Origin of the sequence: Streptomyces sp. NPDC093085, assembly GCF_040683935.1 — a bacterium.
Lineage (GTDB): Bacteria > Actinomycetota > Actinomycetes > Streptomycetales > Streptomycetaceae > Streptomyces.
Map to the genome: position 1 here is coordinate 754,542 of NZ_JBFBFB010000002.1, position 25,741 is coordinate 780,282.

A 25,741-nucleotide genomic window follows, 5' to 3' on the forward strand; every position below is an offset into this window, starting at 1 on the left:
GCCGTGCAGGGCACCGGAGAGCGAGCCCTGAGAACGAGCACGGAACGAGAACGGAACAGGAACGGGAGCACGGAACACCATGACGAATCCTGCGGAGCGACTGGTCGATCTGCTCGACCTGGAGCGGATCGAGGTCGACATCTTCCGCGGGCGCAGCCCGGAGGAGTCCCTTCAGCGGGTCTTCGGCGGGCAGGTGGCGGGCCAGGCGCTGGTCGCGGCCGGCCGTACGGTCGAGGCCGGCCAGCCGGTCAACTCGCTGCACGCGTACTTCCTGCGGCCGGGGCGCCCCGGGGTCCCCATCGTCTACCAGGTCGAACGGATCAAGGACGGCCGGGCGTTCACCGCGCGCCGGGTCACCGCGGTCCAGCAGGGCCGTACGATCTTCAATCTGACGGCCTCCTTCCACCACCCCGAACAGGCGGGCTTCGAGCACCAGTTGCCGCCCCGGCTGGACTTCCCCGACCCCGAGTCGCTGCCCAAGGTCTCCGACGAGGTACGGGAGCACCTCGGCGGGCTGCCCCAGTCGCTGGAGCGGATGGTGCGGCGCCAGCCGTTCGACATCCGGTACGTGGAGCGGCTGCGCTGGACCCAGGAGGAGATCAGGGGCGCCGACGCCCGCAGCGCGGTCTGGATGCGCGCGGTGGGCCCGCTGGGCGACGACCCGCTGGTGCACACCTGCGCGCTGACGTACGCGAGCGACATGACCCTGCTGGACGCGGTACGTATCCCGGTCGAGCCGCTGTGGGGCCCGCGCGGCTTCGACATGGCGAGCCTGGACCACGCCATGTGGTTCCACCGGCCGTTCCGCGCGGACGAGTGGTTCCTGTACGACCAGGAGTCCCCGATCGCGACCGGCGGCCGGGGGCTGGCCCGGGGCCGGATCTACGACCGGGAGGGCAGGCTGCTGGTGTCGGTGGTGCAGGAGGGGCTGTTCCGCAAGCTGGGCGGGTGAGTTCGGCTCGGGCCGCCGGTTCCGCCGCGCTCGATGTCAGCCGTCGTCCCGCGCGCCACCGGCGAGCTGGTCGGCGAGGGCGTGGAAGACGCACAGGTTCGGGATGCCGGAGGCGGCGGTGGCCCACACCTGCCGGCGGCCTCCGGCGCGTACGGTGACGGAGCCGCGCACGATCTCGACCCGCTGGATCTCCGCCCAGGGCAGGGCCGACCGCCGGGATCCGGCCCCGTCCCCGGTGATCCAGAGGGGCCCGAAGGAGAGCCGGGCCCCGTCCCCGAGCGCGGCCAGCGCCCGGGGCACCTGCGCCTCGGTGACGCTCCGGCGGATCTCGGGCCCCCACTCCTCCGGCCGGGCGAAGTCACCGCAGCGCAGCGCCGCCCGCTCGCCCCCGATGTCGACGAGGAGCAGGGCGCGGTCGGACCCCCGTACCGACAGCACCCTGCGTCGCCGCACCACCGTGGTGTCGTAGCGGATGACCTGGATCCGCTTGCCGATGGCGGCGGTCACCCCGGACGCGTACAGGTCCAGTCGCGCCCCGGCCCCCCGTACCGGGGCGCCACCGGACCACCAGGCGGGGCCGGTGCGCGGCGCCCGGTAGGTGGCGCGCCGCCTGCCGAGACGGGCCCGGCCGGCGGCCTCGGAGACCCGCGCGAGCAACAGCTCCTCCGCGCGCCCCCAAGGGTGGACTCCCCCGCTCATCCCGCCCTCCTCGCCCCGTCTCTCCGCGCCGGGCCGGTCACCGCCCGGCGCGTCACCTCGGCACGTCCAAGGCTGGCCGCTGTGCGGGAAGTGTGCACAGGGCATTGAACCGGCCATATATGGCCGGTGCCGCCGCTACAGTTCTCACCTGCGAAAACGCGGACAACTCAGAGGAAAGGCGCCTTGCTTATGGCCGGTGAGTTCGGCACGGTCCTGCGACGGCTGCGCAAGAGGGCGGGGCTGACCCAGGAGGAAGTGGAGGGGCGTTCGGGCATCGGCGTGCGCACCATCCGCGATCTGGAGAACGGGGCCCGCAGCAACCCCCGGATGGACACGGTGCGGAGGCTGGCGGACGGTCTGGGGCTGGGGAGCGAGGAGCGTCAGCGATTACTCGACGCCGCCGTACGGGGTCGCCGGTCCGGCATCGCGGACACCGCCGACGCACCGGAGCCGGGGACGGGGACGGGGCTGACGCCGGAGCCGGGGACGGGGGCCAGGCCGGAGGAGTCAGGCGCCGCGCCGACCGCCCCGCCGACGGTCCCGCCGTCCACCCCGGCATCCACCCCATCGGCTGCCCCATCGGCCGCCCCACGGCGGCCCGGGTCGGCGGCGCGGGACGCGCTCGCGGACGCGGCGGGGCAGCTCGCGGAGGCGGTCGCCGCGCGGTGGCGGCGCGAGGAGGAGCACCGGGGGATCCACGACCCGTATCCGCTGCCGGTCCGCTGGACGGCGGCGGACGCGAGGCTCACCGACCACTGGGCGAACATCCGCTGCCTGCCGCCCGGTTCGACGGGCGAGCCGCTGGACCTGAGCGGCCAGGTGGAGGTCATCGCCGACATCTACCGGACGATCCCCTCCGGGCGGCTGGTGGTCCTCGGCAGGTCCGGCTCCGGGAAGACGGTCCTCACCCTCCGCTTCGTCCTCGACCACCTGGAGACGCGGACGCCCGACGAGCCCGTCCCGGTGGTCTTCAGCATCGGCGCCTGGAACCCCACCGCCGTCACCCTGCGCGAGTGGCTGGCCGAGCGGCTGACCCGGGACCACCCCGGTACGGCGGCCCGGGGCCCCGGCGGGGTGAGCCTCGCCGAGGGTCTGGTCGACTCCGGTCATGTCCTGCCGGTGCTGGACGGCTTCGACGAGATGGCGGACGGGCTGCGCAGGCCCGCGCTCGAAGCGCTCAACAGGACCACCCTCCCCCTCGTGCTCACCAGCCGCCCGGCGGAGTACGCGGCGGCGGTCGGGGAGACCGATGTGCTGACCGCCGCGGCCCCCGTCGAACTGGCCGATCTGACCCTCCCGGACCTCGACCACTATCTGCGGCGCACCACCGTCAGGCCCGACCCGGCCGACCCCTCGGCGGGTCTCTGGGACGCCGTGCTGAAGAGGCTGGGCGCGCCGGAGCCGGAGCCGTCGGCCGTCCGGCTCGCCGCGGTCCTCTCGACCCCGCTGATGGTCTCGCTGGTCCGCACCGTCTACAGCGACCCCCGGGGCCCCGACCCGGCCGAACTCCTCGACGCCGGGAGGTTCCGGAGCGAGAAGGGGCTGGAGGAGCATCTGCTCGACAGCTTCCTCCCCACCGTCTACCGGCCCCGGCCGGGCGTGGAGCAGCCTGACCCGGAGCGCGCCCGGCGGTGGCTCGGGTATCTCGCGCACCATCTGACCGAGCGCGGCACCCCCGATCTGGCCTGGTGGCGGCTGGACACCGCGCTGGGCGGCACCCCCCGCACCCTGGTCACCGCCCTGGTCACCGGAGTGGTCATCGGGCTCGTCGACGCCTCCGTCGCCGCCGCCGTGCACGGTGTTCTCGTCGGCGCCCTGCTGGACGGGGCGGTCGTCGGGCTCGTCGCCGGGATCGCGTTCGGGCTCGTGAACTGGTTCACGTACACGGTCAGGGGCAAGGAGGTCGCCCCGTCGGCCGTCCGGTTCCGTATCCGGGGCGGCACTTCCGAGACCACCTTCTGGACGGCGGGGCCCCGGCTGGTGATCGGGATGCTGGGCGGCGGGCTCTTCGGCTTCGTCTACGCGTTCGTGACCAGCGTGCTCTACACGTACGACAGGAACGGCGGGAGCGGCGGGCTCGCGGCCGCCGTACGCCCCGGGCTCGTCGACGGGACCGCCTTCGGCCTGGTGTTCAGCGCGGGTACCGGGGTCGCCTTCGCGCTCCTCGGCCGGCTCGAAACCCCGCTCGACATCCGCTCCGCCGTCAGCCCGCGCGGGGTCCTCGACGCGGACCGGAGGACCGCGACCGTCCGGCTGGCCGTCTGGACGGCGGTCTTCGCCACGGTCATCGGCGTCGGGACGGAGATCGCGGTCGAGCTGCTCCAGGGGTATCCCGGCAGGCTCGCGCTGAACAACACGAACAGTCTGACGACGGGTGTCATCAGCGGGCTGGGCGGCGCCCTCGGCTATCTGCTGAGCCTGACCGCCTGGGGCCAGTGGTGCCTTCTCACCCGGCTCTGGCTGCCGTTGACCGGACGCCTCCCCTGGGCCCTCGTCGGCTTCCTCGACGACGCGTACCGCCGGGGTGTCCTCCGCCAGGCCGGCGCCGTCCACCAGTTCCGGCACGCCCGGCTCCAGAGCCATCTCGCCCAGGCGTACCGGGGCAGACAGGGTTGAGTACGCGTACTCACGCCGGGGCCGCCCGCCCTCCCGCAGGATGGTCACATCAACTGATCACCGATTAACAGGAGTTGACCGTGCGAGCGATCCGTGCGACCCGTACCTCCCCGTCCTCCGTACGCGGCCGGCGCGTCCTGAGGCCGGCCGTGGGGCTCGCCCTGGCCTGCGCGGCCGTGGCGGCGCTGACCGGCTGCTCGATCGAGAACGCGAGCTGCGGCGGCGAGGAGTACCCGGTGCTCTCCGTGGGCTCCACCGGCAGCACGTGTGTGCCCAAGGGCGAGGACCCGCCGAAGGGGTATGTCCGCTACCCGGAGGGCAAGGAGCCCCAGAAGGTCGACGACAAGTGGGACGTCTACTGGCAGACCCACACCGTCGACGAGAACGGCAAGATCATCGAGGTCCCCAAGGGCGGCTGACCTCCGCGAAGCGCGCGCACCAGGCCCGGCACCGTACCGACGGCGCCGGGCCGACGTGTGTACCGAGTGCGGGCCGGCACACGGGACCACGCGTCCGCCGCCGTACGCCGGGGCGCCGTACAGCGGCCTGATCAGCCCATGTGCGACAGGAGTTGCCGGCTCGCGCGGTCCAGGTGGAAGGTGAGCGCCTCGTCCGCGCGCTCCATGTCGCCGTCGGCGATGGCGGCCAGGATCGCCTCGTGCTCCTCCGCGATCTCGCCGATGCGCAGCAGCTTGTACGTCTGCACCTGCGCCATGCACAGCCGCATCTCCCCCATGACCGACCCATGGGCCCGGCTCAGCCGGGGGCTGCCGAGGGCGTCGACCAGCGCGCGGTGGAAGGTGACGTCCGGCTCGACCGCGGCGATGGTCGAGCGCTCGGCCCCGGCCAGCTCGGCGATCTCCGCCTGAGCCGCCCTGGCCCGCTCCGGGACCAGCCGGCCGGCCGCGAGCTGCCGCATGACCTGGCGCTCCAGACAGGTCCGCGCGAAGTACAGGTCCGCGATGTCCTCGGCGGTGAAGACCGGGACCCGGGCGCTGCGGTGGGCGTCCCTGCGCAGCAGTCCCTCCGCCACCAGCCGCTCGATCGCCGCCTTGGCGGTGGGCCGTGCCACCTCGTACCCTCCCGCGACCTCCGTCTCGGTGAGAGCCGTCCCTCCCGCGAGCCGTCCGTCGAGGATCCGGTCCCGCAACTCGCCCACGAGCGCGTCGATCAGGGATGTCGCCTGCGGGCGACTGACCATCTCGCCTCCCCTGCACCTAGCCGACCCGCAGAAGTTACCACACAGGAGCTCTTGACTGCTAAGAACACTTGTCTTACAAGTTAACAATCTTTTCCGGCTCCGCGCCGTCGCGGGTCCGCTGCCCCAGGAGGCTCTATGTACCGTCAGTCCCTCGACCCGCTCGCCGGGTCGTTGTACTGGTCCGCGCTGTGCGCGGCCGTACCGCTGCTGACCATGTTCGTGCTGCTCGGCGTCTTCCGGGTCAAGGCCCATCTGGCGGCGCTCGCCTCCCTCCTCCTCGCCCTGCTGCTGGCGGTGGCGGTCTGGGGCATGCCGCTGCCCCAGGCGCTCTCCGGCGCGGCCGAGGGCGGCTTCTACGGACTCTTCCCGGTGCTCTGGATCCTGGTGAACGCGCTGTGGATCTACCGGCTGACCGAGATCACCGGCTGGTTCACGGTGCTGCGCCGCTCGTTCCGTACGGTCTCCTCCGACCAGCGGGTGCAGGGCATCCTGATCGCGTTCTGCTTCGGTGCGCTGATCGAGGCCCTGGCGGGATTCGGCGCCCCGGTCGCCATCACGGCGGTCATGCTGGTGGCGGTGGGGATCGCCCCGCTCAAGGCGGCCACCGTGGCGCTGGTGGCCAACACGGCGCCGGTCGCCTTCGGCAGCATGGCGGTACCGCTGACCACCCTGGCCGGGGTGACCGGGCTGCCCCTCGACGAGCTGGGCGCGATGGCCGGACGGCAGACGCCGCTGATCGCCTGCCTGATCCCGCTGATCCTGGTGCTCCTCCTCGACGGCCGCCGGGGCGTCCGCGAGACCTGGCCGGTCGCCGTGGTGGCCGGGCTGGCCTTCTCCCTCGCCCAGTTCGTCTCCGCGAACTACATCAGCGTCGAGGTCACCGACATCATCGCCGGGGTCGTCGCCGTCGTCGCCGTCCTCGCTTTCCTGCGGATCTGGCAGCCCGCCACGGCCCCGGCGGACGGGGTCCCGGGCGGCGCGGTGGACCCGGCCGCCGCCGACGGCGCCGAGATCGAACCGGAGGGCGACACGAGCGGCCGGCGCGGCGCCCTGATGGCGTTCGCCCCGTACCTCCTCATCGTCGCGCTCTTCGCGCTCACCCAGGCCGGTCCGGTCAAGGAGTGGCTGACCGCGAACGGCGCCGTCCACTTCACCTGGCCCGGCCTGGACGTGGTCTCCACGAGCGGCGACCCCGCGAGCGCCATGACCTTCAAGCTGGAGCACCTCAAGGGCGCCGGAACGATTCTGCTGCTGGCGGGGCTGCTCACCATGGCGCTCTACCGGGTCGGTCCCGGCCGCGCGGTCCGGGCGTACGGCGCCACCCTCCACCAGCTCCGCTGGACGGTCGTCACGGTGACCTCCGTCCTCGCCCTGGCCTGGGTCATGAACCTCTCGGGCCAGACCGTCACCCTGGGCAGCGCCCTGGCCGAAACCGGAACGGCGTTCGCGCTCTTCTCCCCGGTCGTCGGGTGGCTCGGGGTCGCCGTCACCGGCTCCGACACCTCCGCCAACTCGCTCTTCGGCGTCCTCCAGGTGACCGCGGCGCACCAGACCGGTCTGGATCCGGTGCTGCTCGCCGCCGCCAACTCCACCGGTGGTGTGCTCGGCAAGATGCTCTCCCCGCAGAACCTGGCCGTCGCCGCGGCGGCGATCGGGATGTCCGGCAGCGAGAACGTCATCTTCCGCAAGGTCCTGGGGTGGAGCCTCGGGCTGCTCGCCGGTTTCGCGGTGATCATCTACCTCCAGTCGACCCCGGTCCTGGGCTGGATGACCGTCTGAGGCCCCTGTCACCACCCGCCCCCTCTCACCGCCCACGAACACCACCGCCCACGGAAAGGACGAGCCATGCGTGTCGTCTGCGCCCCGGACAAGCTCCGCGGCTCCCTCAACGCCGACCACTCCGCCGCCGCTCTCGCCGCCGGGGTCCGCGCGGCAGGGGGCATCCCCGTCGAACACCCGCTCGCCGACGGCGGGGAGGGCTCCCGCCACACCGTCCAGGCCGCGCGCGGCGGCACGGTGACGGAGGTGCCGGCCCTCGACGCGCTCGGCCGTCCGGTCATGGCGCCCGTCGGCCGTCTCGACGACGGGACGGCGCTGGTCGAGGCGGCCGAGCCGGTCGGCTGGGGCGCCCTCGCCGGCGCCGCCCCCGACGCGCTGCGCGCCTCCAGCGCCGGGCTGGCCGCGCCGCTGCTGGCCGCCGCGCGCGGCGGCGCCCGGCGGGCCGTCGTCTTCCTCGGCGGCACGGCCACCATGGACGGGGGTACGGGGCTGCTCGCCGCCCTGGGCGCCGGGGTACGGGACGGGTCCGGTGCCCCGCTGCCCGGCTGCGGCGCCGATCTCCTCCGTACCGCCTCGGTCGACCTCGCCCCGGCCCGCGCCGCGCTCGCCGGGATGGAACTGGTCGTCGCCGCCGATGTCATCAGCCCGCTGTACGGTCCGGACGGCGCCGCCCATGTCTTCGGGCCGCAGAAGGGCGCCACCCCCGACCAGGTGGAACTCCTCGACGGGGGGCTGCGCCGGCTCGCCCCGCTGCTCGGGGTCGCACCGGACGCCGTGGGCGCCGGCGCGGCCGGCGGACTGGGCGCCGCCCTGCTCGCGCTCGGCGCCGAGCTGGTCCCCGGGGCGGAACTGATCCGGGAACTGACCCGGTTCGACGACCAGTTGGCGACGGCGGACCTCTGTCTCACCGCCGAGGGGAAGGTCGACGCCTCCACCGACGCGGGGAAGACCGTCCGCTCCGTGGTCGACGCCTGTGCCCGCGCCCAGGTCCCCTGTGTCGTCCTGGGCGGCACCCTCACCCCGGAGGCCGACCGGCTCTACGAGCGCGGCGCCACCGCCGTCCTCGCCATCGGCACCGGCCCCCGCGACCTCGACACCGCGCTGCTGCACGCCGCCGACGACCTCACCAGGGCGGCCCACGCGGTGTGCAGGATCGCCCTGGCGGCGGGGGCCGCGTCGAAGGCGTAGGGCGGGTCCCGGCGGTCAGATCCCCGGCAGCGGGTCCTGCTCGGCCGTGCGCCGCCGGGTCCTGATCTCCGGTGCGGGCGGGTGGAGTTTGGCGTCGCAGGCGGGGCCGAGGCCGGTACGGCGCGAGTCGGTGCCGGTCAGCACCCGGCCGCACATCCGGCACCGTACCGGCCGGGGAACACCGTCCGCCGCCGGGGAGCCGGGCGCCGGGGAGCCGGCCGGCAAGGGGTCGAACGGGAGGGTGCCGGAGGGGTTTTCAGGGACGGGCGGGGGCGCGGGGGAGCCACCGGGCGGGGTGTCGGGCAGGGCATCGGTCACGGACCACCTCTACCAGCCCGGACGTCCCGCCGCCGCCCCGGAGGTCCACAATGGCCCCGTACCCCCGTGCACTCCGTGCACCGTCACCCCGTCGACCGAGGAGACCCCCGATGTCCCTGTACGACATTCCGCTGACCACCCTGAACGGCGAGCCGACCACCCTGGGCGCCTACGAGGGCAAGGCCGTGCTGCTGGTGAACGTGGCCTCCCAGTGCGGCCTCACCCCCCAGTACGCCGGTCTGGAGCGGCTCCAGCGGAGTTACGGGGAGCGCGGGTTCACCGTCGTCGGCGTGCCCTGCAACCAGTTCGCGGGGCAGGAGCCCGGCACCGCCGAGGAGATCGGGACGTTCTGCTCGGCCACGTACGGGGTCAGCTTCCCGCTGCTCGCGAAGACCGACGTGAACGGCGAGTCCCGGCACCCCCTGTACGCGGAGCTGACCAGGACCGCCGACGCGGCCGGCGAGGCCGGGGACGTCCAGTGGAACTTCGAGAAGTTCCTGATCTCCCCGAAGGGCGAGGTCGTCGCCCGGATCCGGCCGCGCACGGAGCCGGAGGACCCCGAGGTCGTCGCGGCCGTCGAGGCCCAGCTCCCCGCCTGACGACCGCCGCTTCCGGGTCCGCCGCTTCCGGGGGTTCAGCGGATCGGGACCCCCGCGAGGGTACGGGCGATGACCAGGCGCTGGATCTCGCTCGTGCCCTCGAAGATGGTGTAGATCGCGGCGTCCCGGTGCATCCGCTCCACCGGGTACTCGCGGGTGAAGCCGTTGCCGCCGAGGATCTGGAGGGCCTGCGCGGTCACCTGCTTGGCCGTCTCGCTGGCGTGCAGCTTGGACATCGAGCCCTCGGCGGAGGTGAACGGCTTGCCGGTGGCCGCCATCCAGGAGGCGCGCCACACCAGCAGCCGCGAGGCGTCGATCCGGGTGCGCATGTCGGCGAGTTGGAAGGCGATGCCCTGGTTGTCGATGATGGGGCGGCCGAACTGGGTGCGGGTCCTCGCGTAGTCGAGGGCGACCTCGTACGCGGCGCGGGCGGTGCCGACCGCCATCGCGCCGACGGCCGGGCGGGACGCCTCGAAGGTGGCCATCGCCGCGTTCTTCACCCGCTCGCCGCCACCGCCCTGAGCGGCCCGCTCCCGGGCCCGAGCCAGCCGCTCGTCCAGCTTCTCCTTGCCGCCGAGCAGGCAGTGGCCGGGGATCCGGACGTTCTCCAGGACCACCTCCGCCGTGTGGGAGGCGCGGATGCCGTGCTTCTTGAACTTCTGGCCCTGGGAGAGGCCGGGGGTGCCCGGCGGGACGATGAAGGAGGCGTGCCCCTTGGTGCCCAGCTCCGGGTCGACGACGGCGACGACGACATGGACGTTGGCGATCCCGCCGTTGGTGGCCCAGGTCTTGGTGCCGTCGAGGACCCACTCGTCGGTGGCCTCCTGGTAGACGGCGCGGGTCCGCATGGCCCCCACGTCGGAGCCCGCGTCGGGCTCGGAGGAGCAGAAGGCGGCGAGCTTCACGTCCCCCGGGTCCCCGTACATCTGCGGGATCCAGGTGCCGATCTGCTCCTCGGTGCCGTTGGCGAGCACGCCGACGGCGGCGAGCCCGGTGCCGACGATGGAGAGCGCGATGCCCGCGTCGCCCCAGAACAGTTCCTCCATGGCGAGCGGGATGCCGAGCCCGGTGGGGTCGAAGAACTGCTGGGCGTAGAAGTCGAGCGAGTAGATGCCGAGTTTGGCGGCCTCCTGGATGACCGGCCAGGGCGTCTCCTCGCGCTCGTCCCACTCGGCGGCGGCGGGCCGGATGACATCGGCGGCGAAGCCGTGCAGCCAGTCGCGTACCTGCTTCTGGTCGTCGTTGAGATCGAGCGTGAACCCGGTCATGCTGCCCTCCACCCACCGCGTCGGCACGGTGTCGCTCTTCCTGTCGCTCGCGATGTCGGTCGCCCTGTCGCGTGCGCTGCTACTTGCACTGCTACTTGCACTGTTACTTGCACTGTTACTTGCACTGCTACTTGCGGTAACAGCAGTCTGTTACTCGCAAGTAGGGGATGTCAACCGGCCACCTTCTGATCAGCATTGACGGCAGGCGGAGTGTTACGTTGCCGGAGCTGCACGCAATCGCACGGGCGGGGAGACGGACCATGGAGCGCACACACCAGGCCGAACAGCAGCAGCGGTCGGCACGCCGGCGCCGCCGCCAGCTCCTGGAGGCGGCCGACCGGGTGGTCCTCAGGGACGGCCCCGGCGCCTCCATGAACGCCATCGCGGCCGAGGCAGGCATCACCAAACCGATCCTCTACCGGCACTTCGGCGACAAGGGCGGACTGTACCGGGCCCTCGCGAAACGCCATACGGACGCCCTGCTGGACGCGTTGCGCACGGCGCTGGACGCCCCCGCCGAGCGGCGCCGGCGGGTGGAGGCCACCCTCGACACGTATCTCGCCGCGATCGAGGCACGCCCCCAGGTCTACCGCTTCCTCATGCACCCCGCCGAGGACACCCACCTCCCCGAGCACGGCTTCGACGTCGGCCGCCACTCGGCGCCGCTCCTCCGCCGGCTGGGCGAGGAACTGGCCAAGGTCATCCAGGAACGCGTCGATCTCGGCCCCGACAGCGAGCAGCTCGCCCGGGTCTGGGGCCATGGCATCGTCGGCATGATGCACGGCGCCGGCGACTGGTGGCTGGGGGAACGTCCCTGCTCACGGGCGCAGTTGGTACGGAGCCTGGCGGATCTGCTCTGGGGCAGGCTGGCGGCGGTCGACGACCGCGCGGGCGGCCCCGGCTTCTGACCGGCCCCGGCTTCTGACCGTACGGGCAGACCGTACGGGCCGGTCGTACGGGAGCCACCGGGTTACGGAGCGGACGTGCGGCCCCCGGCCCAGGGCGCCCGGCGGGCCGCCCGCAGGGTGCGGGCGCGCCGCCACCCGGTGAGCCGGTCGGCGTAGACCAGGCCCTCCAGGTGGTCGCACTCGTGCTGGAGGCAGCGGGCGAAGAACCCGCTGCCCGCCACCCGGACCGGGGCGCCGTCCCGCGTGACCCCCTCCACCACGGCCCGGTCGTACCGCTCCGTGCCCGCCTCGATGCCGGGCAGCGACAGACACCCCTCGGGCCCGCGCAGCAGCAGGTCGTCCGCCTGGACCAGCCGGGGGTTGACGACATGTCCGAGGTGACGGACGTCCTCGTCGTCGGGGCAGTCGTAGACGAACACCCGTTTCGCCACGCCGATCTGATTGGCCGCGAGCCCGACCCCCCGGGCGGCGTACATCGTGGCGAAGAGATCCTCGATCAGTTCGCCGAGCCCCCGGCCGAAGTCGGTGACGGGCTCGCAGGGCGCGTGGAGGACGGGATCTCCGAGCAATCTCATGGCTCGTACTCGCCCGGTACTGCCGGGGATCGGACGGTTTCGCATGACGGTCAGGGTACGGTCCTCCGTGAACCCCGCCGTCCGCCCGGTGCCACGGTTCGGGGCCCTGGCCGGATCTCGATAGGCTGGCCCACGGACCGACGCAAGGAGGATCAAGGCGATGTCAGGCAACACGGACCCGCTGACGCCGCGGGCCAAGCTGGCCGTGACGGCGGGCAGAGCCGCGGCGGCGGTATCGCGCGCCGCAGGCCGTGGCAGCGGATCGGTGATCGGCGGGAAGGTGGCGCTCCGGCTCGACCCGGATCTGCTGGGGCGGCTCGCCCAGCACCTCGACGTCATCCTCGTGTCGGCGACCAACGGGAAGACCACCACCACCCGGCTGATCGCCGAGGCCCTGCGGGCCGCCGGGCCCGTGGTGTCGAACGCGCTCGGCGCCAACATGCCCGCCGGGATCACCTCGGCGCTCGCGGGCGGCTCCGACGCCAAGTTCGGGGTCATCGAGGTCGACGAGAAGTACCTCGCGGGTGTCGCCAGGGACACCACACCCAAGGCGATCGCGCTGCTCAACCTCTCCCGCGACCAGCTCGACCGCGCCGCCGAGACCCGGATGCTCGCCGAGAAGTGGCGCGAGGGGCTGGCCGGCACGAAGGCCATCGTCATCGCCAACGCGGACGACCCGCTGATCGTCTGGGCCGCCTCCTCCTCCCCCAACGTCGTCTGGGTGGCGGCGGGGCAGGAGTGGAAGGACGACGCCTGGTCGTGCCCGTCCTGCGGCGGTGTGATGCAGCGCCCCGGCGACGACTGGTTCTGCGGCGAGTGCGGCTTCCGCCGCCCCGCGCCGACCTGGGCGCTCCGCGGTGACCATGTCCTCGACCCGCACGGCTCCGCCTGGCCGATCCACCTCCAGCTCCCGGGCCGCGCCAACAAGGCGAACGCGGCGACCTCCGCCGCCGTCGCCGCGGCCTTCGGGGTGCCGCCGCAGGTCGCCCTGGAGCGGATGTACCAGGTGCAGGCGGTCGCGGGCCGGTACGACGTGGTCTCCTTCCTCGGCCGCGATCTGCGGCTGCTGCTCGCCAAGAACCCGGCAGGCTGGCTGGAGACCTTCTCCCTCATCGACCCGCCGCCCTCCCCGGTCATCCTCGCCGTCAACGCCCGGGGCGCCGACGGTACGGACACCTCATGGCTCTGGGACGTGGACTACACCCGGCTGGCGGGCCACCCGATCTTCGTGATCGGCGACCGCAAGCTGGACCTCGCGGTCCGCCTTGAGGTCGCCGGCCTGGAGTTCCAGGTCTGCGAGACGCCCGACGAGGCGGTCCGGCTGGCGCCGCCGGGCCGGATCGAGGCGATCGCCAACTACACGTCGTTCCAGGATCTGCGGAAACGGGTGGGCAACTGACCATGTCGGGATACACGACCCCCCGGAACCCGGAAGGACGAGCGAGAATGAGCGAGAGCGGTCTGCGACTGGTCTGGATCTACCCCGATCTGCTGAGCACCTACGGGGACCAGGGCAACGCGCTGGTGGTGGAGCGCCGGGCGCGGCAGCGCGGTCTGAGCGTCACGCGGGTGGATGTCCGCAGCGACCAGGCGGTGCCGACCTCGGGCGACATCTATCTGATCGGCGGCGGCGAGGACCGGCCGCAGCGGCTGGCGGCGGAGCGGCTGCGCCGGGACGGCGGGCTCAGCCGGGCAGTCTCCAACGGCGCGATCGTCTTCTCGGTCTGCGCCGGCTACCAGATCCTCGGCCACGAGTTCATCAACGACCTCGGCGAGCGCGAGCCCGGGCTCGGGCTGCTCGACGTGGTCTCCACCCGGGGCGAGGGCGAGCGGTGTGTCGGCGACGTCCTCGCGGACATCGACCCCCGGCTCAACCTGCCGCAGCTCACCGGCTTCGAGAACCACCAGGGCATCACCCATCTCGGCCCGGCGGCCCGCCCGTTCGCGCGGGTCCAGCTCGGCCGGGGCAACGGCACCGGGGACGGCACGGAGGGCGCGTACAACGACACCGTCTTCGGCACGTACATGCACGGCCCGGTGATGGCGCGCAACCCGCAGATCGCCGACCTGCTGCTCAAGCTGGCCCTCGACGTCAACGCGCTGCCGCCGACCGACGACCGGTGGTACGAGGCGCTGCGCGCCGAGCGGGTCGCCGCCGCGACCCAGCCGGCCTGACCCTCCGGCCCGCCGGGCGGCCCGCCCGCCCGGCGCCGTACCCGGAAGTACCGCGCCGTACCCGGAACCCCGCTCCGCCTGTCCAGCAGGCGGACGCGGGGTTTCGGTCCGTACGGCGCCCGCCGGTAGGGTGACAGGTGATCTGGTCTGACAACGGTGTCCGGCCGTCGGTCCCACGTTGCAAAGGTAACCCGGGCTATGCGAATTGGTGTGCTCACCTCAGGCGGCGACTGTCCCGGCCTCAACGCCGTGATCCGGTCCGTCGTGCACCGTGCCGTCGTCGACCACGGCGACGAGGTGATCGGCTTCCACGACGGCTGGAAGGGCCTTCTGGAGTGCGACTACCGCAAGCTCGACCTCGACGCGGTGGCCGGCATCCTGGCGCGCGGCGGGACCATACTCGGCTCGTCCCGGGTCCGGCCCGAGCATCTGCGCGACGGCGTGGAGCGGGCCAGGGGCCATGTCGCCGAGCTGGGGCTCGACGCGATCATCCCGATCGGCGGCGAGGGCACCCTGAAGGCGGCGCATCTGCTCTCCGAGGCCGGGCTGCCGATCGTGGGCGTGCCGAAGACCATCGACAACGACATCGCATCGACCGATGTGACCTTCGGTTTCGACACGGCCGTCGGGGTGGCCACGGAGGCGCTCGACCGGCTGAAGACGACCGCGGAGTCGCACCAGCGGGTGCTGATCGTGGAGGTCATGGGGCGGCACACCGGCTGGATCGCGCTCCACTCCGGGATGGCGGCGGGCGCGCACGCCATCGTCGTGCCGGAGCGCCCCTTCGACATCGACGAGCTGACCGAGGTGGTCGGCAAGCGGTTCTCGGCGGGCAAGCGGTTCGCGATCGTCGTGGTGGCGGAGGGCGCGAAGCCGCGCGAGGGGTCGATGGAGTTCGACATCGGCGGCAAGGACATCTACGGCCACGAGCGCTTCGCCGGGGTCGCCCGGCAGCTCTCGATCGAGCTGGAGGAGCGCCTCGGCAAGGAGGCCAGGCCGGTCATCCTGGGCCATGTGCAGCGCGGCGGCACCCCCACGGCGTACGACAGGGTGCTGGCGACCCGGTTCGGCTGGCACGCGGTGGAGGCGGCGCACCGGGGCGAGTTCGGCATGCTGACGGCGCTGCGCGGCACGGACATCGAGATGGTCCCGCTGGGCGCGGCCGTGGAGACGCTGAAGACGGTCCCGCCGGAGCGGTACGCCGAGGCGGAGTGCGTGCTCTGACCGGGCCCGCCCCCTGCCCGTAGCCTCGCCCGTACCCCCGCCACCTGCCTCTTCCCCTCCCCTTCGGCCGCCCCCGGTCTCAAGTTCTCCCGGGGGCGGTTCTACTCTGGTGCGTACAGACGGAGAGCCGGCGCGCACCACCGCCGGGGAGGCACCGGGAGCGCACGGATGGACCACGGCGGGCACGGCATGACCATGGATCTGCCGCCGTTCACGCTGGGACGGGGGCTGGCGTACTCCCCCGATCCCTTCTTCCTGGCCGGCTGTGTGCTGGCGCTCGTGCTGTACGGGTGGGGTGTGGTGCGGCTGCGGCGGCGCGGGGACTCCTGGGGCGCCGGCCGTACGGTCGCCTTCGCGCTCGGGGTGGCGTCCATCGCCCTGGTGATGTGCACCGGGCTGAACGACTACGGCATGGTCATGTTCAGCGTGCACATGGTCCAGCACATGGTGATCAGCATGGTCTCGCCGATCCTGCTGCTGCTCGGCGCCCCGGTGACGCTGGCGCTGCGCGCCCTGCCGGTCGCGGGGCGGGACGCGGCGGGGAAGAGCCGCACGGGGCCGCGCGAGCTGCTGCTGGCGGTGCTGCACAGCCGGTACGTACGGGTGATCACGCACCCCGCGTTCACCATTCCGGTCTTCATCGCCAGCCTCTACGGGCTCTACTTCTCCCCGCTCTTCGACTATCTGATGGGGTCGAAGCCCGGGCATCTCGCGATGATGACGCACTTCCTCGCGGTGGGGCTGGTCTTCTTCTGGCCCATCATGGGGGTGGACCCGGGGCCGCACCGGCCCGGGTATGTGATGCGGATGCTGGAGCTCTTCGCCGGGATGCCGTTCCACGCGTTCTTCGGGATCGCGCTGATGATGGCGAGCCGTCCGATGGTCGCCACGTACGAGCATCCGCCCCTCTCGCTGGGGATCGACGCGCTCGCCGACCAGAACGCGGCGGGCGGCATCGCCTGGGCGTTCAGCGAGATCCCCTCGGTGCTGGTGCTGGTCGCGCTGGTCTACCAGTGGTACCACTCCGAGCAGCGCCAGGCGGCCCGCTCGGACCGGGCGGCGGACCGGGACGGCGACAAGGAGCTGGCGGAGTACAACGCGTACCTGGCGTCGCTCCAGGCCCGGGGGCGGTAGCGCGAACCGGGGTCCCCGGGCGACGATGGGCGTCATGGCCCTCGCCTGGAGGAGGACGCGCGTGTCCGGATCCACGAAGACGATGGGCGCGCTGACCGTCGGCGCGCTGGTGGTGGTCACGGGGTACACCGTGGCCCTCGGCAACAGCGGCTGGCTCTGGTTCGGGTGGGTGGTCCTGGCGCTGGTGACGCTCGGGACGGCGGCGACGGGGCGGCGCTGACGCGGTACCGGCGCGGTGCCGCCGTTGAGGCGGTGACCGCCCGCTCCCCGGTGGCGGGCCGCCCGGGACGCCCCGGCTCGCCGGGACGCCCCGGAGACCGGCGGCGGCTCAGTCGTGACGTATCTGCTCGGCGGGGAAGCGCCGGTGGAGCCCGCTCCAGTCCAGGACGTGCTCCGCCTGCCGGGTGGTCTGGTGCGCCGCCTCACGCGCCTCGCTGATGACATCACCGTGCTCGCGGAGCATCTGGTCGTAGATCGGAGGGTTCGCTGCCACATTCATTGGTCTGTACTGATCTTCCCGTTGTCGATCGTCGGCCGGTGCACTCTACTTCCCCGTCCACCAGCGACGATGCGGCGGGAGACCGGAATGTGATCTTCCGCCGCCGCGGCCCGCGCGGGCGGAGGGCCTAGGTCCTGTCGTCGGACTCCCGCCGTCGCCCGAAGGGCGGTCCCGCGGCGTCTGGTGCGTGCTCTCGGTGTGCCGGGCGCAGTCCCTCGTACTGGACGTACTCGGGACTTCGCCCGGTGCGGCGAGAGTGCGTGCCAGGCGTCGCGGGACAGGCGGGAGTCCGACGACAGGGCCTAGCCCTTCCGGGCGATCGCGCCGTACATGGCGATGTCGCGGTCGTCCATGGCCACCTGGCCGGGGTCCGGGCGCCACTTGTGGACCTGGGTCACGCCCGGGTCGACCAGTTCCAGGCCGTCGAAGAACGTGGTGGCCTCGGCGAGCGTACGGAGCTGCATGGGCATGCCCCGGCGCGCGTACTCCTCGGCGACATGGCCGACCTCGACCGGGGCGAAGTCGGCGGTGCCGATGGTCATCGCCAGATAGCTGCCGGCGGGGAGCGGGTCGAGGAGGCGCTGGACCAGGCCGTGGTCGTCGTCGTTCTCCAGGATGAAGTGGAGAATCCCGATGATCATGAGGCCGACCGGCTCACCCAGATCGAGGAGTTCCTTGAACTGGGGCGAGTTGATGATCGCGTCGGGGTCCCGCATATCGGCGTCGATGTACGCCGTACGGCCCTCGGGGGCGCTGGTCAGCAGGGCGCGGGCGTGCGCGAGGACGATCGGGTCGTTGTCGACGTAGACGACGCGGGAGTCGGGCACGACCCCCTGGACGACCTCGTGCACATTGGGCTGGGTGGGCAGCCCGGTACCGATGTCGAGGAACTGCCGGATGCCCTTCTCCTGGGCGAGGTACCGGGCAGCGCGGTGCATGAACTCGCGGTTGGCGCGCATGTGGATCGGGAGCGCGGGCCACTCGCGGCACATGGAGTCCCCGGCCTCCTGGTCGACCGGGTAGTTGTCCTTGCCGCCGAGGATGTAGTCGTACACCCGCGCGGAGTGCGCCTCCCCGGTGTTGAAACGGTCGTCTGGAGAGTACTGCGCTGCCATCTTCGCTCCTCCCAGGTACGGCGGACGGCACGGAGCCGGGCGCGCGTACCGGTACCGGTCCGGTCCACACTGAGCCTTCCCAAGAGCTTAGACGCTCCGTGACCTTGGAGGAGTGCCACGGCGCGCTCGGATCCGGCGGCCGGACCGGGCGGCGGATCCGGCGGCCCCGTCAGCTCTCAGCGAGGAGACCCGCGTCGTGGGCGAGGACGGCGGCCTGGACGCGGTTGGCGCAGCCGGTGCGGGTGAGGATCCGGCTGATGTGGGCCTTCACCGTGCTCGGGCTCATGGGGAGCCGGTCGGCGATCTCCGTGTTCGACAGACCGGTGCCGAGCAGCCGCAGCACCTCGCGCTCGGCCGGGGTCAGCTCGTCGGTCCTGCGCCGGGCGGCCTCCGCCTCGCGGCCGCTCCGTATCTGCTGCTCCAGGAGGCGACGGGTGATCCGGGGGGCCAGCACCGGCTCGCCGGCTGCCGCCAGCCGTACCGAACGGATCAGCTCGGCGGGTCCGGTGTCCTTGAGCAGGAAGCCGGTCGCCCCGGCCCGCAGGGCGCGGGTGACGCTCCGCTCCTCGCCGAAGGCGGTGAGCATGACCACCTGGGTACGGGGCGAGGTCCTGGCGATCTCCTCGGCGGCGGCGACCCCGTCCTTGCCGGGCATCTGGAGGTCGAGCAGGGCGACATCGATGCCCTGGCCCCGGCAGGCGGCGACCGCCTCGCGGCCGTCGGAGGCCTCGGCGGCCACCTCGATGTCCTCGGCGTTCTCCAGGATCAGCCGGATGCCGGCGCGCATCAGCGTCTCGTCGTCGGCGATGAGGACTCGTATCACCGCCTCATCCTACGATCCGCAGGACCACCAGCAGCACGAGGAAGAGCACGGTGGGGAGGATGACCACGGCCGCCGCGCACCCCGCGCCGAGCAGCCTCGGCCAGGTGAGCGTCTCGGCCGAGAGCGGCGGGAACACCCCCGCCCCGTTGGCTCCGGGGGCGGCGGAGCGGGCGCCGGGGTGCGGGGCCGGATGGCCCGGCTGGTCCGGACGGGGCGCCGTCTCCGGCTGCTGGACGGTCTCCGGGTGGGTGGGCAGCAGCGCCTCGACCCGGAAGCCGCCGTGCGCGACCGGACCGGCCCCGAACGAGCCGCCGAGGAGCGCGATCCGCTCCTCCAGGCCGACCAGTCCGCTGCGGGTGCCGGGTCCCGGCCGGACGGCGCGGGGCGTCTCGTTGGTCACGGCGAGCGCGATCCGGCCCGTGGTGTGCCGGAGCTCCACCCGGGTGGGCGCGCCGGGGGCGTGTTTGAGCGCGTTGGTCAGCGCCTCGCGGACCACCCGGTGCACCGCCTGGCGGGTACGGGGGGAGGCGTCCGCCGTATCGGACCCCGACCAGTCGAGGACCACCGCCATGCCCGCCCGCGCCGACTCGTCGACGAGGGCGGTGATGTCCTCCCGGGTGCCCCGGGTGGAGCCGGGTTCCCCGCTGGGGTCGGCGAGTTGGTCGCGGCGCAGCACGCCGAGGATCTCGCGGAGCTCGTCCATGGCCGTGCCGGCGGTGGTACGGAGCAGCTCGGCCTGGGCGGAGAGGGCCGGGGCCTGCCGCTCGGCGGCGAGTTCCAGGGCGCCCGCGTGGACGGAGATCAGGCTCAGTTTGTGGCCGAGCAGGTCGTGCATCTCCCCCGCGATCCGGTTGCGCTCCGCGCCGCGCGCGGCGGCCGCGCTCAGCGAACGGGCCTGCTCCAGATAGGCGTTGCGCTCCCGCAGGAGGCTGACCAGCGGTCGGCGCCGGCCGAGCAGCGTCCCGGCGAGCGCGGGGAGGATCAGCAGGAAGAGCAGGGAGCCCGCCTCGGCGGCCAGCCGCAGCGGCCAGGAGAACTCCGCGCTCTGGCCCACCGCGAAGGAGAGGGCGAAGGAGGCCGCGGAGGCCACGCCGACCGCCTGCCAGCCCCGGCGCGGGGCGACCCGGCGGGTCGCGGAGAGCACGACGAACGGCACGGCGGCGGCCACCCCGAAGCTGTCGCTGGCGAAGAGCAGCCCGGTGCCGAGCACGGCGGGGACGGGGTGGCGGCGCCGTACGAGCAGCAGGAGCGCCATCCACACCCCCTCCAGGACGACGAGGGCGGGCCGCTGCGGGGAGTAGAGGCCCAGCGGCAGCAGAGTGAGGGCGAGGACGACCAGGCAGACCAGCGTCTCCAGGACGACCGTGCGGGGCCGGGCGGTGCGGATGTCCGCCACGGACTGGACCACCTCACGCCGTACGACGGCCGCCGCCCTGCGCCCGGCGCGGCGCGCCCGCTCCCGTATCCGCTCCACCGTCACTCCTGCCTCGCTCCTCGCCGTACCTCTTCCCGGGACCGTAATGCCCCTGTCTCCCGCCGGACCGGCCGGGGGCCGGGCGGCCGGTGGTCTCACGCGGCGGTGTCCGGGGCGGACGCGGCCCGGAGCGCTTCGATGTCGACGCCGACGGTACGGAGCAGATCCGCGACCCGGTCGGGTGCGGCTTCCCCGGCGGCGGGACCGGCCTCGGGGTCCGTGGCGGCACCGGCCTCGGCGGCGTCGGAGGCGTCGAGCAGGGCGGCCAGTACATGGAGGGTGCCGGTGGTGGCGGCGGAGCGCTCGGCGGCCAGGAGCCGGGTGCGGGCCATGACCCGGTCGGCGGCGGGCGAGAGCGGGAAGTCGGTGGCGGGGACACCGGGCACCGGCGCGGTGTCGGTCCCGGCGGTCGCGCGGTGGAGCGCGGCGGGCCCGGCGCCGTGGGCGCGCAGCAGTTCCGCCGCGCTGTTGACGCCGGCGATGTCCTCGGGGAAGGACTGTCCGACGACGGTCATCGCCCGGTCCAGGGAGAGGATCGCGAGGAGCAGATCGGCCGGCTCGACGGCGGCCTGTCCGCGCCGTACCGCGTGGCGTACGGCCTCCGCGCGCACCATGAGGAGGACCGCGTTGTTGTCCGGGCCCATCCGGAACATCCAGGAGTAGACGGCGCGGGCGATCCGGCCCTTGCCGCCCTCCAGCGTCCCGGAGTTGCGCAGCCCGGCGACGGCCCGGGGCACCGGGAAGTCCGGGCCTCCGGCGGCGTCCGCCTCCCGGGCGTCGAGCGCGTCGAGCGCGGTGCGGGCGGCGTCCAGGTCGACCTGGCTGAGCGTCATGGCCTCCCGGGCCCGGCTGCCGGGCAGCTCCACCAGGGCGCGGGCGAGGTGGCGGCAGCGGACGCTCTCCGTCCGTTCCGCGCGGGCCAGGCCCAGGGCGTGACGCAGGCAGGCGAGGAGCGCGCCGGTGGGCCCGGGCGGCGGGGTGTCCTCGTCGAGGGAGAGGCCGCGCCCCGCCTCCCCTACGGCGCGCCAGGCGATCTCGCGCCAGGTGGCCTCGGCCTCCGTCTCGTCGTCCGGGTGGGTCTCCAGCGGTCCGGGGCCCGCGTCGCGGGAGACCCAGTGCCGGTCCTCGCCGGCCAGGGCGATGCCCTTGACGGTGCCGCCGAGTTCGCCGGCCTTGCGCATGCCGGGGGTGACCGCCTCGCCGGCCGCCGTGTCGCCCATCACGAGTTCGGAGACGAGGTGTTCGGTGCCGGTGCGGGGGTTCTCCAGCCGTACGGCGGCGTGCACGGCGGCGACGAGCAGGGTGAGGGCGTCCTCCTCGAACTGCGGGGCGGGGAGTGCGTCGTCGGTCACACCGGGGTGCTCGGGGGGCCCGGAGTTCTCGGGCAGGGCGGGGTTGGGCGGCTGCGTCATGGGAAAGGTTCCTTGCGTCGGTGGCCTGAATGGCGCGGCAGTGGCCGCGTCGCCCGGTCTGCTCCGACCCTAGGCGCGGCCCGGCCGGCCGCGCGTCGGCCGACCGGCCATCGCCGGCGGCCGACCGGCTACGGCTGATGGCCGACCGGCCAGGTCCGGTGGCCGGACGGCCGGACCCGGTGGCCGGACGGCCGGCTCGGGTCCCTCCGCCCGGCAGGCGTCCAGGGGCGTTCCGCCGCCTGTCTCCGGGGCCCAACTCGCCCTCGCTGGCCCGAATATGACCTTCCGTTTATGCCAACGAGGCAAGGGGACTGTGAGGTTTGCGTAACACCGCTTTATTCCGGATGATTCAATTCCGTAACTCCAGCTCGTTGAAGTGGAGTTCGCAGCAGCGGCGAGGAGCGAAGACCTCGGCGCATCGCCTGGAGGATCCCCCATGCCTGAAATGTATGTCCGTGTGCGCTGGCCGGACGGTGAAGTCCAACGCTGTTACTCCCCCTCCACGGTGGTCGAGGAGTACTTCACCCCGGGGGTCGCCTACACCGTTCCCGACTTCGTGGAGCGGAGCAGGACGGCGCTGGGCATAGCAAGTGAACGGGTACGGGAGAGGTACGGATTCGCATGCACCGGCGCCGCCGAGGAACTCGCAAGGATCGAGGGCGTGGCCGCGACGTTCCGGCGGGAGCCCCCGGCGATGGTCACGGTGGAGGCGCTGCTGAACGCCGACGGGAGCGAGCGGTGACGCCTCCGATAGCCGGGGCGCACTATCCGGTGGCCGTCATCGGCGGGGGCCAGGCGGGGCTCTCCGTCAGCTATCTGCTGCGCGAGCGCGGCATCAAGCACATCGTCATCGAGGCCCGGCGGGTGGGCAACGAGTGGCGTTCGCGGCGCTGGGACACCTTCTGTCTCGTCACCCCCAACTGGCAGTGCAAGCTGCCGGGTTACCCCTACAGCGGTCCCGACCCGGACGGCTTCATGGTGCGGGACGAGGTGATCAGGTACCTGGAGGGGTACGTGGACTTCTTCAACCCGCCGCTGGTGGAGGGGGTCAGCGTCACCCGGCTCCGGCACGCCGACAGCGGGTACTACGAACTCACCACGGAGCAGGGCGTGCTGACGGCCGACCAGGTGGTGGTGGCCACCGGTCCGTACCACACGCCCACGATCCCCCGGATGGCGGAGCGGCTGCCGGCCGGGGTGCGGCGGCTGCACTCCTCGCAGTACCGCAACCCGGACCAGCTCCCCAAGGGCGGGGTGCTGGTGGTGGGCAGCGGCCAGTCCGGCTGCCAGATCGCGGAGGATCTGCACCTGGCCGGGCGTAAGGTCCATCTCGCCGTCGGCACCGCCCCGCGCGTGGCCCGGTTCTACCGGGGGCGCGACTGTGTGGCGTGGCTGGACGACATGGGGCACTACGCGAAGACCATCGACGACTACGACGACGCCACGACCGTACGGATGCGGGTCAACCACTATGTGACCGGGCGGGACGGCGGGCGCGACATCGACCTGCGGGCCTTCGCGCGGGACGGGATGCGGCTGTACGGGCGGCTCACCGGGATCCGGGGGACGGCGCTGGAGTTCGCGGACGATCTGAAGGTCAATCTCGACCGGGCGGACGCCGTCGCCGAGTCCATCAAGGACTCCATCGACGCGCACATCGACGCCAACGGCATCGACGCCCCGGCCGAGGCACGGTACGTACCGGTGTGGGAGCCCGCCGAGCAGCCCGCCTCCCTCGATCTAGCCAAGGCGGGAATCACCTCGGTGGTATGGTCCACGGGCTTCACCCGCGATCACGCGTGGATCGAGACCCCCGTCTTCGACGGACGCGGCTTCCCGATGCACCGGCGTGGCGCCACCAACTCCCCCGGGCTGTACTTCGTGGGTCTGCCCTGGCAGTACTCCTGGGGGTCAGGCCGCTTCGAATCGGTCGGCAGGGACGCGGAGTTCCTGGCGGACCACATCGACGCGAGCCGGCGCCTCGCCGATGTGTGCGGCGCCATCACCGGCGCTCCCACGGCGCTCGCCGCCGCGCTGCCCCTGGGGTGAGCGCGGTCCACCGGACCAAGGAAGGTGTCACCGGATCATGATTCACGACGCACACCGCCATATTGGTGTGCTTCCCGCACATCCCTTTTACGGCGGGCCTGCCGTACGCCCGGACGTCAGCGCCCGGGCCACGGTCAAACAGCTCTTCGCCGACCTCGACGCCGAAGGCACGGAACGCGCCCTGGTTTTACCGAACTACGGGGTTCCGGACCCCGATGTCGCTTTCTCCTTCAACGGGCTGGTGATCGAGGCCGCCCAGAAGGACGACCGCATCACGGCCGGCCTGTGGGTCTCGCCGCGCCCCGAGGACTCCGACCGGACCGCGGTCGCGCTGTCGCTCGCGGGCGAGGAGGGCGTACGGGCGCTCAAGCTGAGCTTCCTGCTCGGCGGCCACCCCACCGACCCGGCCTGCCGGCCGATGCTGGACCGGATCTTCCACACCGCCGAGCGGTTCGGTCTCGTCGTCCATATCCACACCTCGCCGGGGGCCGCCTCCGACATCGACGAGGTGGGCCATCTCGTCGAGTGGTACGCCGACCGGGTCCCCATCCACCTCGTGCACTTCGGGGGCGGGATGAGCGGCCACATCAAGCTGGCCGGCTCCCGCTTCTTCGACTGGGTCACGGCCGGCAAACGGGTCTACACCGACCTGTCCTGGGCGCTGGGTTTCGCGCCGCGCTGGCTGGTGTCCGAGATCGAACGGCGCGGTGTCGGGCACGACCGGCTGCTCTTCGCCAGTGACCAGCCCTGGGGCGACTTCGCGGGCGAGCACGCCAAGCTGGCCGCCGCCGCGGGCGACGGCGAACTCGGCCGGCTGGTCTTCCGCTCCACCTTCGCGGACCTGTACGACCGGCACCGGCCCCGGCCCACCCCCGCGTACGCCGCGCAGCCCGCCCCCGCCGGGCCGGCCGTCGCGATGCCCAACGCGGTGCCGAATGCCATGCCCCACACGATGCCCAACGCGATGCCCGCCGCGGCGCAGAACGGCTACCCGCCGCCCCCGCACCCCGATACGCGCATACCCGCGGAGCTGCCGCAGAACGACGCTCCGTACCGGCTCGGCGAACGGTTCCCGCCCGGGGAGGGCTACCCGCCCGCCGCCCCTCAGCAGGCCGCAGCCCCGTACGCTCCTGCCGACACGTTCCAGCCCCCCACAGTGTCCGTCCAACCAGCCGAACCTCCGCAGACGCCCAAGGAGACCGCCATGCCCGAGTCCACCGCCGAACTCACCGACATCGAGCAGAAGTCGCTGACCGAGATCCCGCACCCCTCGCTCCCCGAGGGCTCCAGCATCTACGGGTCCACGAAGGTCTTCCCCGACTACCGCGCGGAGCACGGCGAGTCGTACTTCACCCTGGTCCACGGCATCGCGCACGAGTCCTCGGTCTCCTTCGTCGCCGTTCTCCAGGCCACCCGCGCGCTGCGAAAAGGCTTCGAGACCGCGATCTACTTCTACGGTCCCGGCTCCCTCAACTGCCTTGCCACGCGCGGCTTCCCGACCGTGGGCAACTCGGCCTTCCCGGGTGAGCACAACATCAACAACCAGCTCAGGACGTTCATCGCCGAGGGCGGCAAGGCGTACTGCTGCCGGTTCGGTCTCTCGCTCCACGGTGCCCGTGAGGAGGACCTGATCGAGGGTGTCATCCCCACCCACCCGCTGGATGTCCAGGACGCCCTGATCCACTACGCCCGCAAGGGCGCCATCATCAACTCGACCTACCAGCTCTGAGAGG

General features: G+C 72.8%; 25 protein-coding genes. 15 read left to right on the forward strand and 10 right to left on the reverse strand.

What is annotated here, in order from left to right; genetic code table 11:
• The first annotated feature begins 79 nt into the window (after nucleotides 1-79).
• Nucleotides 80-952 carry an acyl-CoA thioesterase II gene (locus tag AB0O07_RS09950; protein WP_365629790.1) on the forward strand — a complete coding sequence of 291 codons (873 nt, stop codon included), beginning with the start codon at nucleotides 80-82 and terminating at the stop codon, nucleotides 950-952.
• A 36-nt stretch (nucleotides 953-988) separates the two neighbouring features.
• On the opposite strand, the gene AB0O07_RS09955 is transcribed toward AB0O07_RS09950, so the two are convergent.
• The gene (locus AB0O07_RS09955; protein ID WP_365629792.1) at nucleotides 989-1,651 is read right to left on the reverse strand and encodes a DUF6585 family protein; all 663 of its coding nucleotides are present in this window, start codon (nucleotides 1,649-1,651) and stop codon (nucleotides 989-991) included.
• A 189-nt stretch (nucleotides 1,652-1,840) separates the two neighbouring features.
• Here AB0O07_RS09955 and AB0O07_RS09960 point away from each other — a divergent pair, with 189 nt between their 5' ends.
• Complete coding sequence (locus tag AB0O07_RS09960; protein ID WP_365630351.1) at nucleotides 1,841-4,267, forward strand: helix-turn-helix domain-containing protein; 2,427 nt, start codon at nucleotides 1,841-1,843, stop codon at nucleotides 4,265-4,267.
• Nucleotides 4,268-4,404: 137 nt separating this feature from the next.
• Nucleotides 4,405-4,686, forward strand: a complete 282-nt coding sequence (locus tag AB0O07_RS09965; RefSeq protein ID WP_365630354.1) for a hypothetical protein — start codon at nucleotides 4,405-4,407, stop codon at nucleotides 4,684-4,686.
• 131 nt (nucleotides 4,687-4,817) lie between these two features.
• Here AB0O07_RS09965 and AB0O07_RS09970 read toward each other — a convergent pair whose 3' ends face one another.
• Entirely contained in the window at nucleotides 4,818-5,468 is a 651-nt protein-coding gene (locus tag AB0O07_RS09970) for a GntR family transcriptional regulator (protein ID WP_365629795.1), read from the reverse strand.
• Between the two features lie 135 nt (nucleotides 5,469-5,603).
• Between AB0O07_RS09970 and AB0O07_RS09975 the strand changes: the two genes are divergently transcribed.
• Both AB0O07_RS09975 and AB0O07_RS09980 read left to right on the forward strand, forming a co-directional pair.
• Complete coding sequence (locus AB0O07_RS09975) at nucleotides 5,604-7,247, forward strand: L-lactate permease (RefSeq protein WP_365629798.1); 1,644 nt, start codon at nucleotides 5,604-5,606, stop codon at nucleotides 7,245-7,247.
• Nucleotides 7,248-7,313: 66 nt separating this feature from the next.
• Nucleotides 7,314-8,435, forward strand: a complete 1,122-nt coding sequence (locus AB0O07_RS09980) for a glycerate kinase (protein WP_365629801.1) — start codon at nucleotides 7,314-7,316, stop codon at nucleotides 8,433-8,435.
• Between the two features lie 15 nt (nucleotides 8,436-8,450).
• Here AB0O07_RS09980 and AB0O07_RS09985 read toward each other — a convergent pair whose 3' ends face one another.
• Nucleotides 8,451-8,660: a DUF6011 domain-containing protein gene (locus AB0O07_RS09985; protein WP_365630357.1), complete on the reverse strand. Its 210-nt coding sequence runs from the start codon at nucleotides 8,658-8,660 to the stop codon at nucleotides 8,451-8,453.
• 203 nt (nucleotides 8,661-8,863) lie between these two features.
• On the opposite strand from AB0O07_RS09985, the gene AB0O07_RS09990 reads away from it, so the two are divergent.
• A complete protein-coding gene (locus tag AB0O07_RS09990) occupies nucleotides 8,864-9,352 on the forward strand; it encodes a glutathione peroxidase (RefSeq protein WP_365629804.1) in 489 nt (162 codons plus the stop codon).
• 35 nt (nucleotides 9,353-9,387) lie between these two features.
• Here AB0O07_RS09990 and AB0O07_RS09995 read toward each other — a convergent pair whose 3' ends face one another.
• Nucleotides 9,388-10,620 (reverse strand): acyl-CoA dehydrogenase family protein, encoded by a 1,233-nt coding sequence (locus AB0O07_RS09995; protein WP_365629807.1) that lies wholly within the window; start codon nucleotides 10,618-10,620, stop codon nucleotides 9,388-9,390.
• Between the two features lie 260 nt (nucleotides 10,621-10,880).
• Here AB0O07_RS09995 and AB0O07_RS10000 point away from each other — a divergent pair, with 260 nt between their 5' ends.
• Nucleotides 10,881-11,528, forward strand: a complete 648-nt coding sequence (locus tag AB0O07_RS10000) for a TetR family transcriptional regulator (protein WP_365629810.1) — start codon at nucleotides 10,881-10,883, stop codon at nucleotides 11,526-11,528.
• Between the two features lie 62 nt (nucleotides 11,529-11,590).
• On the opposite strand, the gene def is transcribed toward AB0O07_RS10000, so the two are convergent.
• A complete protein-coding gene (gene def / locus AB0O07_RS10005; RefSeq protein ID WP_365629813.1) occupies nucleotides 11,591-12,148 on the reverse strand; it encodes a peptide deformylase in 558 nt (185 codons plus the stop codon).
• Between the two features lie 115 nt (nucleotides 12,149-12,263).
• Between def and AB0O07_RS10010 the strand changes: the two genes are divergently transcribed.
• The 5 genes from AB0O07_RS10010 to AB0O07_RS10030 all read left to right on the forward strand — a co-directional run bounded on the left by AB0O07_RS10010 (nucleotide 12,264) and on the right by AB0O07_RS10030 (nucleotide 16,856).
• On the forward strand, nucleotides 12,264-13,502 hold the full coding sequence (locus AB0O07_RS10010) for a MurT ligase domain-containing protein (RefSeq protein WP_365629816.1): 1,239 nt from the start codon (nucleotides 12,264-12,266) through the stop codon (nucleotides 13,500-13,502).
• A gap of 47 nt (nucleotides 13,503-13,549) precedes the next feature.
• Nucleotides 13,550-14,278 carry a glutamine amidotransferase gene (locus AB0O07_RS10015; RefSeq protein ID WP_365629819.1) on the forward strand — a complete coding sequence of 243 codons (729 nt, stop codon included), beginning with the start codon at nucleotides 13,550-13,552 and terminating at the stop codon, nucleotides 14,276-14,278.
• Between the two features lie 198 nt (nucleotides 14,279-14,476).
• Nucleotides 14,477-15,502: a 6-phosphofructokinase gene (locus AB0O07_RS10020; protein WP_365629822.1), complete on the forward strand. Its 1,026-nt coding sequence runs from the start codon at nucleotides 14,477-14,479 to the stop codon at nucleotides 15,500-15,502.
• Between the two features lie 168 nt (nucleotides 15,503-15,670).
• The gene (locus AB0O07_RS10025) at nucleotides 15,671-16,636 is read left to right on the forward strand and encodes a cytochrome c oxidase assembly protein (protein WP_365629825.1); all 966 of its coding nucleotides are present in this window, start codon (nucleotides 15,671-15,673) and stop codon (nucleotides 16,634-16,636) included.
• 61 nt (nucleotides 16,637-16,697) lie between these two features.
• A complete protein-coding gene (locus AB0O07_RS10030; RefSeq protein WP_365629828.1) occupies nucleotides 16,698-16,856 on the forward strand; it encodes a hypothetical protein in 159 nt (52 codons plus the stop codon).
• A gap of 108 nt (nucleotides 16,857-16,964) precedes the next feature.
• Here AB0O07_RS10030 and AB0O07_RS10035 read toward each other — a convergent pair whose 3' ends face one another.
• The 5 genes from AB0O07_RS10035 to AB0O07_RS10055 form a co-directional block, all read right to left on the reverse strand.
• Nucleotides 16,965-17,129: a hypothetical protein gene (locus AB0O07_RS10035; RefSeq protein ID WP_365629831.1), complete on the reverse strand. Its 165-nt coding sequence runs from the start codon at nucleotides 17,127-17,129 to the stop codon at nucleotides 16,965-16,967.
• A 308-nt stretch (nucleotides 17,130-17,437) separates the two neighbouring features.
• A complete protein-coding gene (locus AB0O07_RS10040; protein WP_365629834.1) occupies nucleotides 17,438-18,250 on the reverse strand; it encodes an SAM-dependent methyltransferase in 813 nt (270 codons plus the stop codon).
• Nucleotides 18,251-18,419: 169 nt separating this feature from the next.
• Nucleotides 18,420-19,073, reverse strand: coding sequence for a response regulator transcription factor (locus AB0O07_RS10045; RefSeq protein ID WP_365629837.1), 654 nt, complete (start codon nucleotides 19,071-19,073; stop codon nucleotides 18,420-18,422).
• A gap of 4 nt (nucleotides 19,074-19,077) precedes the next feature.
• Entirely contained in the window at nucleotides 19,078-20,553 is a 1,476-nt protein-coding gene (locus AB0O07_RS10050; protein WP_365629840.1) for a histidine kinase, read from the reverse strand.
• Nucleotides 20,554-20,642: 89 nt separating this feature from the next.
• Nucleotides 20,643-21,959, reverse strand: a complete 1,317-nt coding sequence (locus AB0O07_RS10055; RefSeq protein ID WP_365629843.1) for a Clp protease N-terminal domain-containing protein — start codon at nucleotides 21,957-21,959, stop codon at nucleotides 20,643-20,645.
• Between the two features lie 436 nt (nucleotides 21,960-22,395).
• On the opposite strand from AB0O07_RS10055, the gene AB0O07_RS10060 reads away from it, so the two are divergent.
• From AB0O07_RS10060 to AB0O07_RS10070, 3 genes are read left to right on the forward strand one after another with little or no spacing between them, the layout of a single operon-like run.
• Entirely contained in the window at nucleotides 22,396-22,701 is a 306-nt protein-coding gene (locus AB0O07_RS10060; protein ID WP_365629846.1) for an MSMEG_0570 family nitrogen starvation response protein, read from the forward strand.
• The gene (locus tag AB0O07_RS10065) at nucleotides 22,698-24,008 is read left to right on the forward strand and encodes an MSMEG_0569 family flavin-dependent oxidoreductase (protein ID WP_365629849.1); all 1,311 of its coding nucleotides are present in this window, start codon (nucleotides 22,698-22,700) and stop codon (nucleotides 24,006-24,008) included. Before AB0O07_RS10060 ends, AB0O07_RS10065 begins: the two co-directional genes overlap by 4 nt.
• 37 nt (nucleotides 24,009-24,045) lie before the next feature.
• Nucleotides 24,046-25,737, forward strand: a complete 1,692-nt coding sequence (locus AB0O07_RS10070; protein ID WP_365629852.1) for an MSMEG_0572/Sll0783 family nitrogen starvation response protein — start codon at nucleotides 24,046-24,048, stop codon at nucleotides 25,735-25,737.
• Nucleotides 25,738-25,741: the final 4 nt, after the last annotated feature.

Bases quoted from the DNA above. Each gene is read 5' to 3' on its own strand.
- AB0O07_RS09950 (WP_365629790.1), top strand. From the start codon at position 80: ATGACGAATCCTGCGGAGCGACTGGTCGATCTGCTCGACCTGGAGCGG.
- AB0O07_RS09955 (WP_365629792.1), bottom strand. From the start codon at position 1,651: ATGAGCGGGGGAGTCCACCCTTGGGGGCGCGCGGAGGAGCTGTTGCTC.
- AB0O07_RS09960 (WP_365630351.1), top strand. From the start codon at position 1,841: ATGGCCGGTGAGTTCGGCACGGTCCTGCGACGGCTGCGCAAGAGGGCG.
- AB0O07_RS09970 (WP_365629795.1), bottom strand. From the start codon at position 5,468: ATGGTCAGTCGCCCGCAGGCGACATCCCTGATCGACGCGCTCGTGGGC.
- AB0O07_RS09975 (WP_365629798.1), top strand. From the start codon at position 5,604: ATGTACCGTCAGTCCCTCGACCCGCTCGCCGGGTCGTTGTACTGGTCC.
- AB0O07_RS09980 (WP_365629801.1), top strand. From the start codon at position 7,314: ATGCGTGTCGTCTGCGCCCCGGACAAGCTCCGCGGCTCCCTCAACGCC.
- AB0O07_RS09990 (WP_365629804.1), top strand. From the start codon at position 8,864: ATGTCCCTGTACGACATTCCGCTGACCACCCTGAACGGCGAGCCGACC.
- AB0O07_RS09995 (WP_365629807.1), bottom strand. From the start codon at position 10,620: ATGACCGGGTTCACGCTCGATCTCAACGACGACCAGAAGCAGGTACGC.
- AB0O07_RS10000 (WP_365629810.1), top strand. From the start codon at position 10,881: ATGGAGCGCACACACCAGGCCGAACAGCAGCAGCGGTCGGCACGCCGG.
- def (WP_365629813.1), bottom strand. From the start codon at position 12,148: ATGCGAAACCGTCCGATCCCCGGCAGTACCGGGCGAGTACGAGCCATG.
- AB0O07_RS10010 (WP_365629816.1), top strand. From the start codon at position 12,264: ATGTCAGGCAACACGGACCCGCTGACGCCGCGGGCCAAGCTGGCCGTG.
- AB0O07_RS10015 (WP_365629819.1), top strand. From the start codon at position 13,550: ATGAGCGAGAGCGGTCTGCGACTGGTCTGGATCTACCCCGATCTGCTG.
- AB0O07_RS10020 (WP_365629822.1), top strand. From the start codon at position 14,477: ATGCGAATTGGTGTGCTCACCTCAGGCGGCGACTGTCCCGGCCTCAAC.
- AB0O07_RS10025 (WP_365629825.1), top strand. From the start codon at position 15,671: ATGGACCACGGCGGGCACGGCATGACCATGGATCTGCCGCCGTTCACG.
- AB0O07_RS10040 (WP_365629834.1), bottom strand. From the start codon at position 18,250: ATGGCAGCGCAGTACTCTCCAGACGACCGTTTCAACACCGGGGAGGCG.
- AB0O07_RS10055 (WP_365629843.1), bottom strand. From the start codon at position 21,959: ATGACGCAGCCGCCCAACCCCGCCCTGCCCGAGAACTCCGGGCCCCCC.
- AB0O07_RS10060 (WP_365629846.1), top strand. From the start codon at position 22,396: ATGCCTGAAATGTATGTCCGTGTGCGCTGGCCGGACGGTGAAGTCCAA.
- AB0O07_RS10070 (WP_365629852.1), top strand. From the start codon at position 24,046: ATGATTCACGACGCACACCGCCATATTGGTGTGCTTCCCGCACATCCC.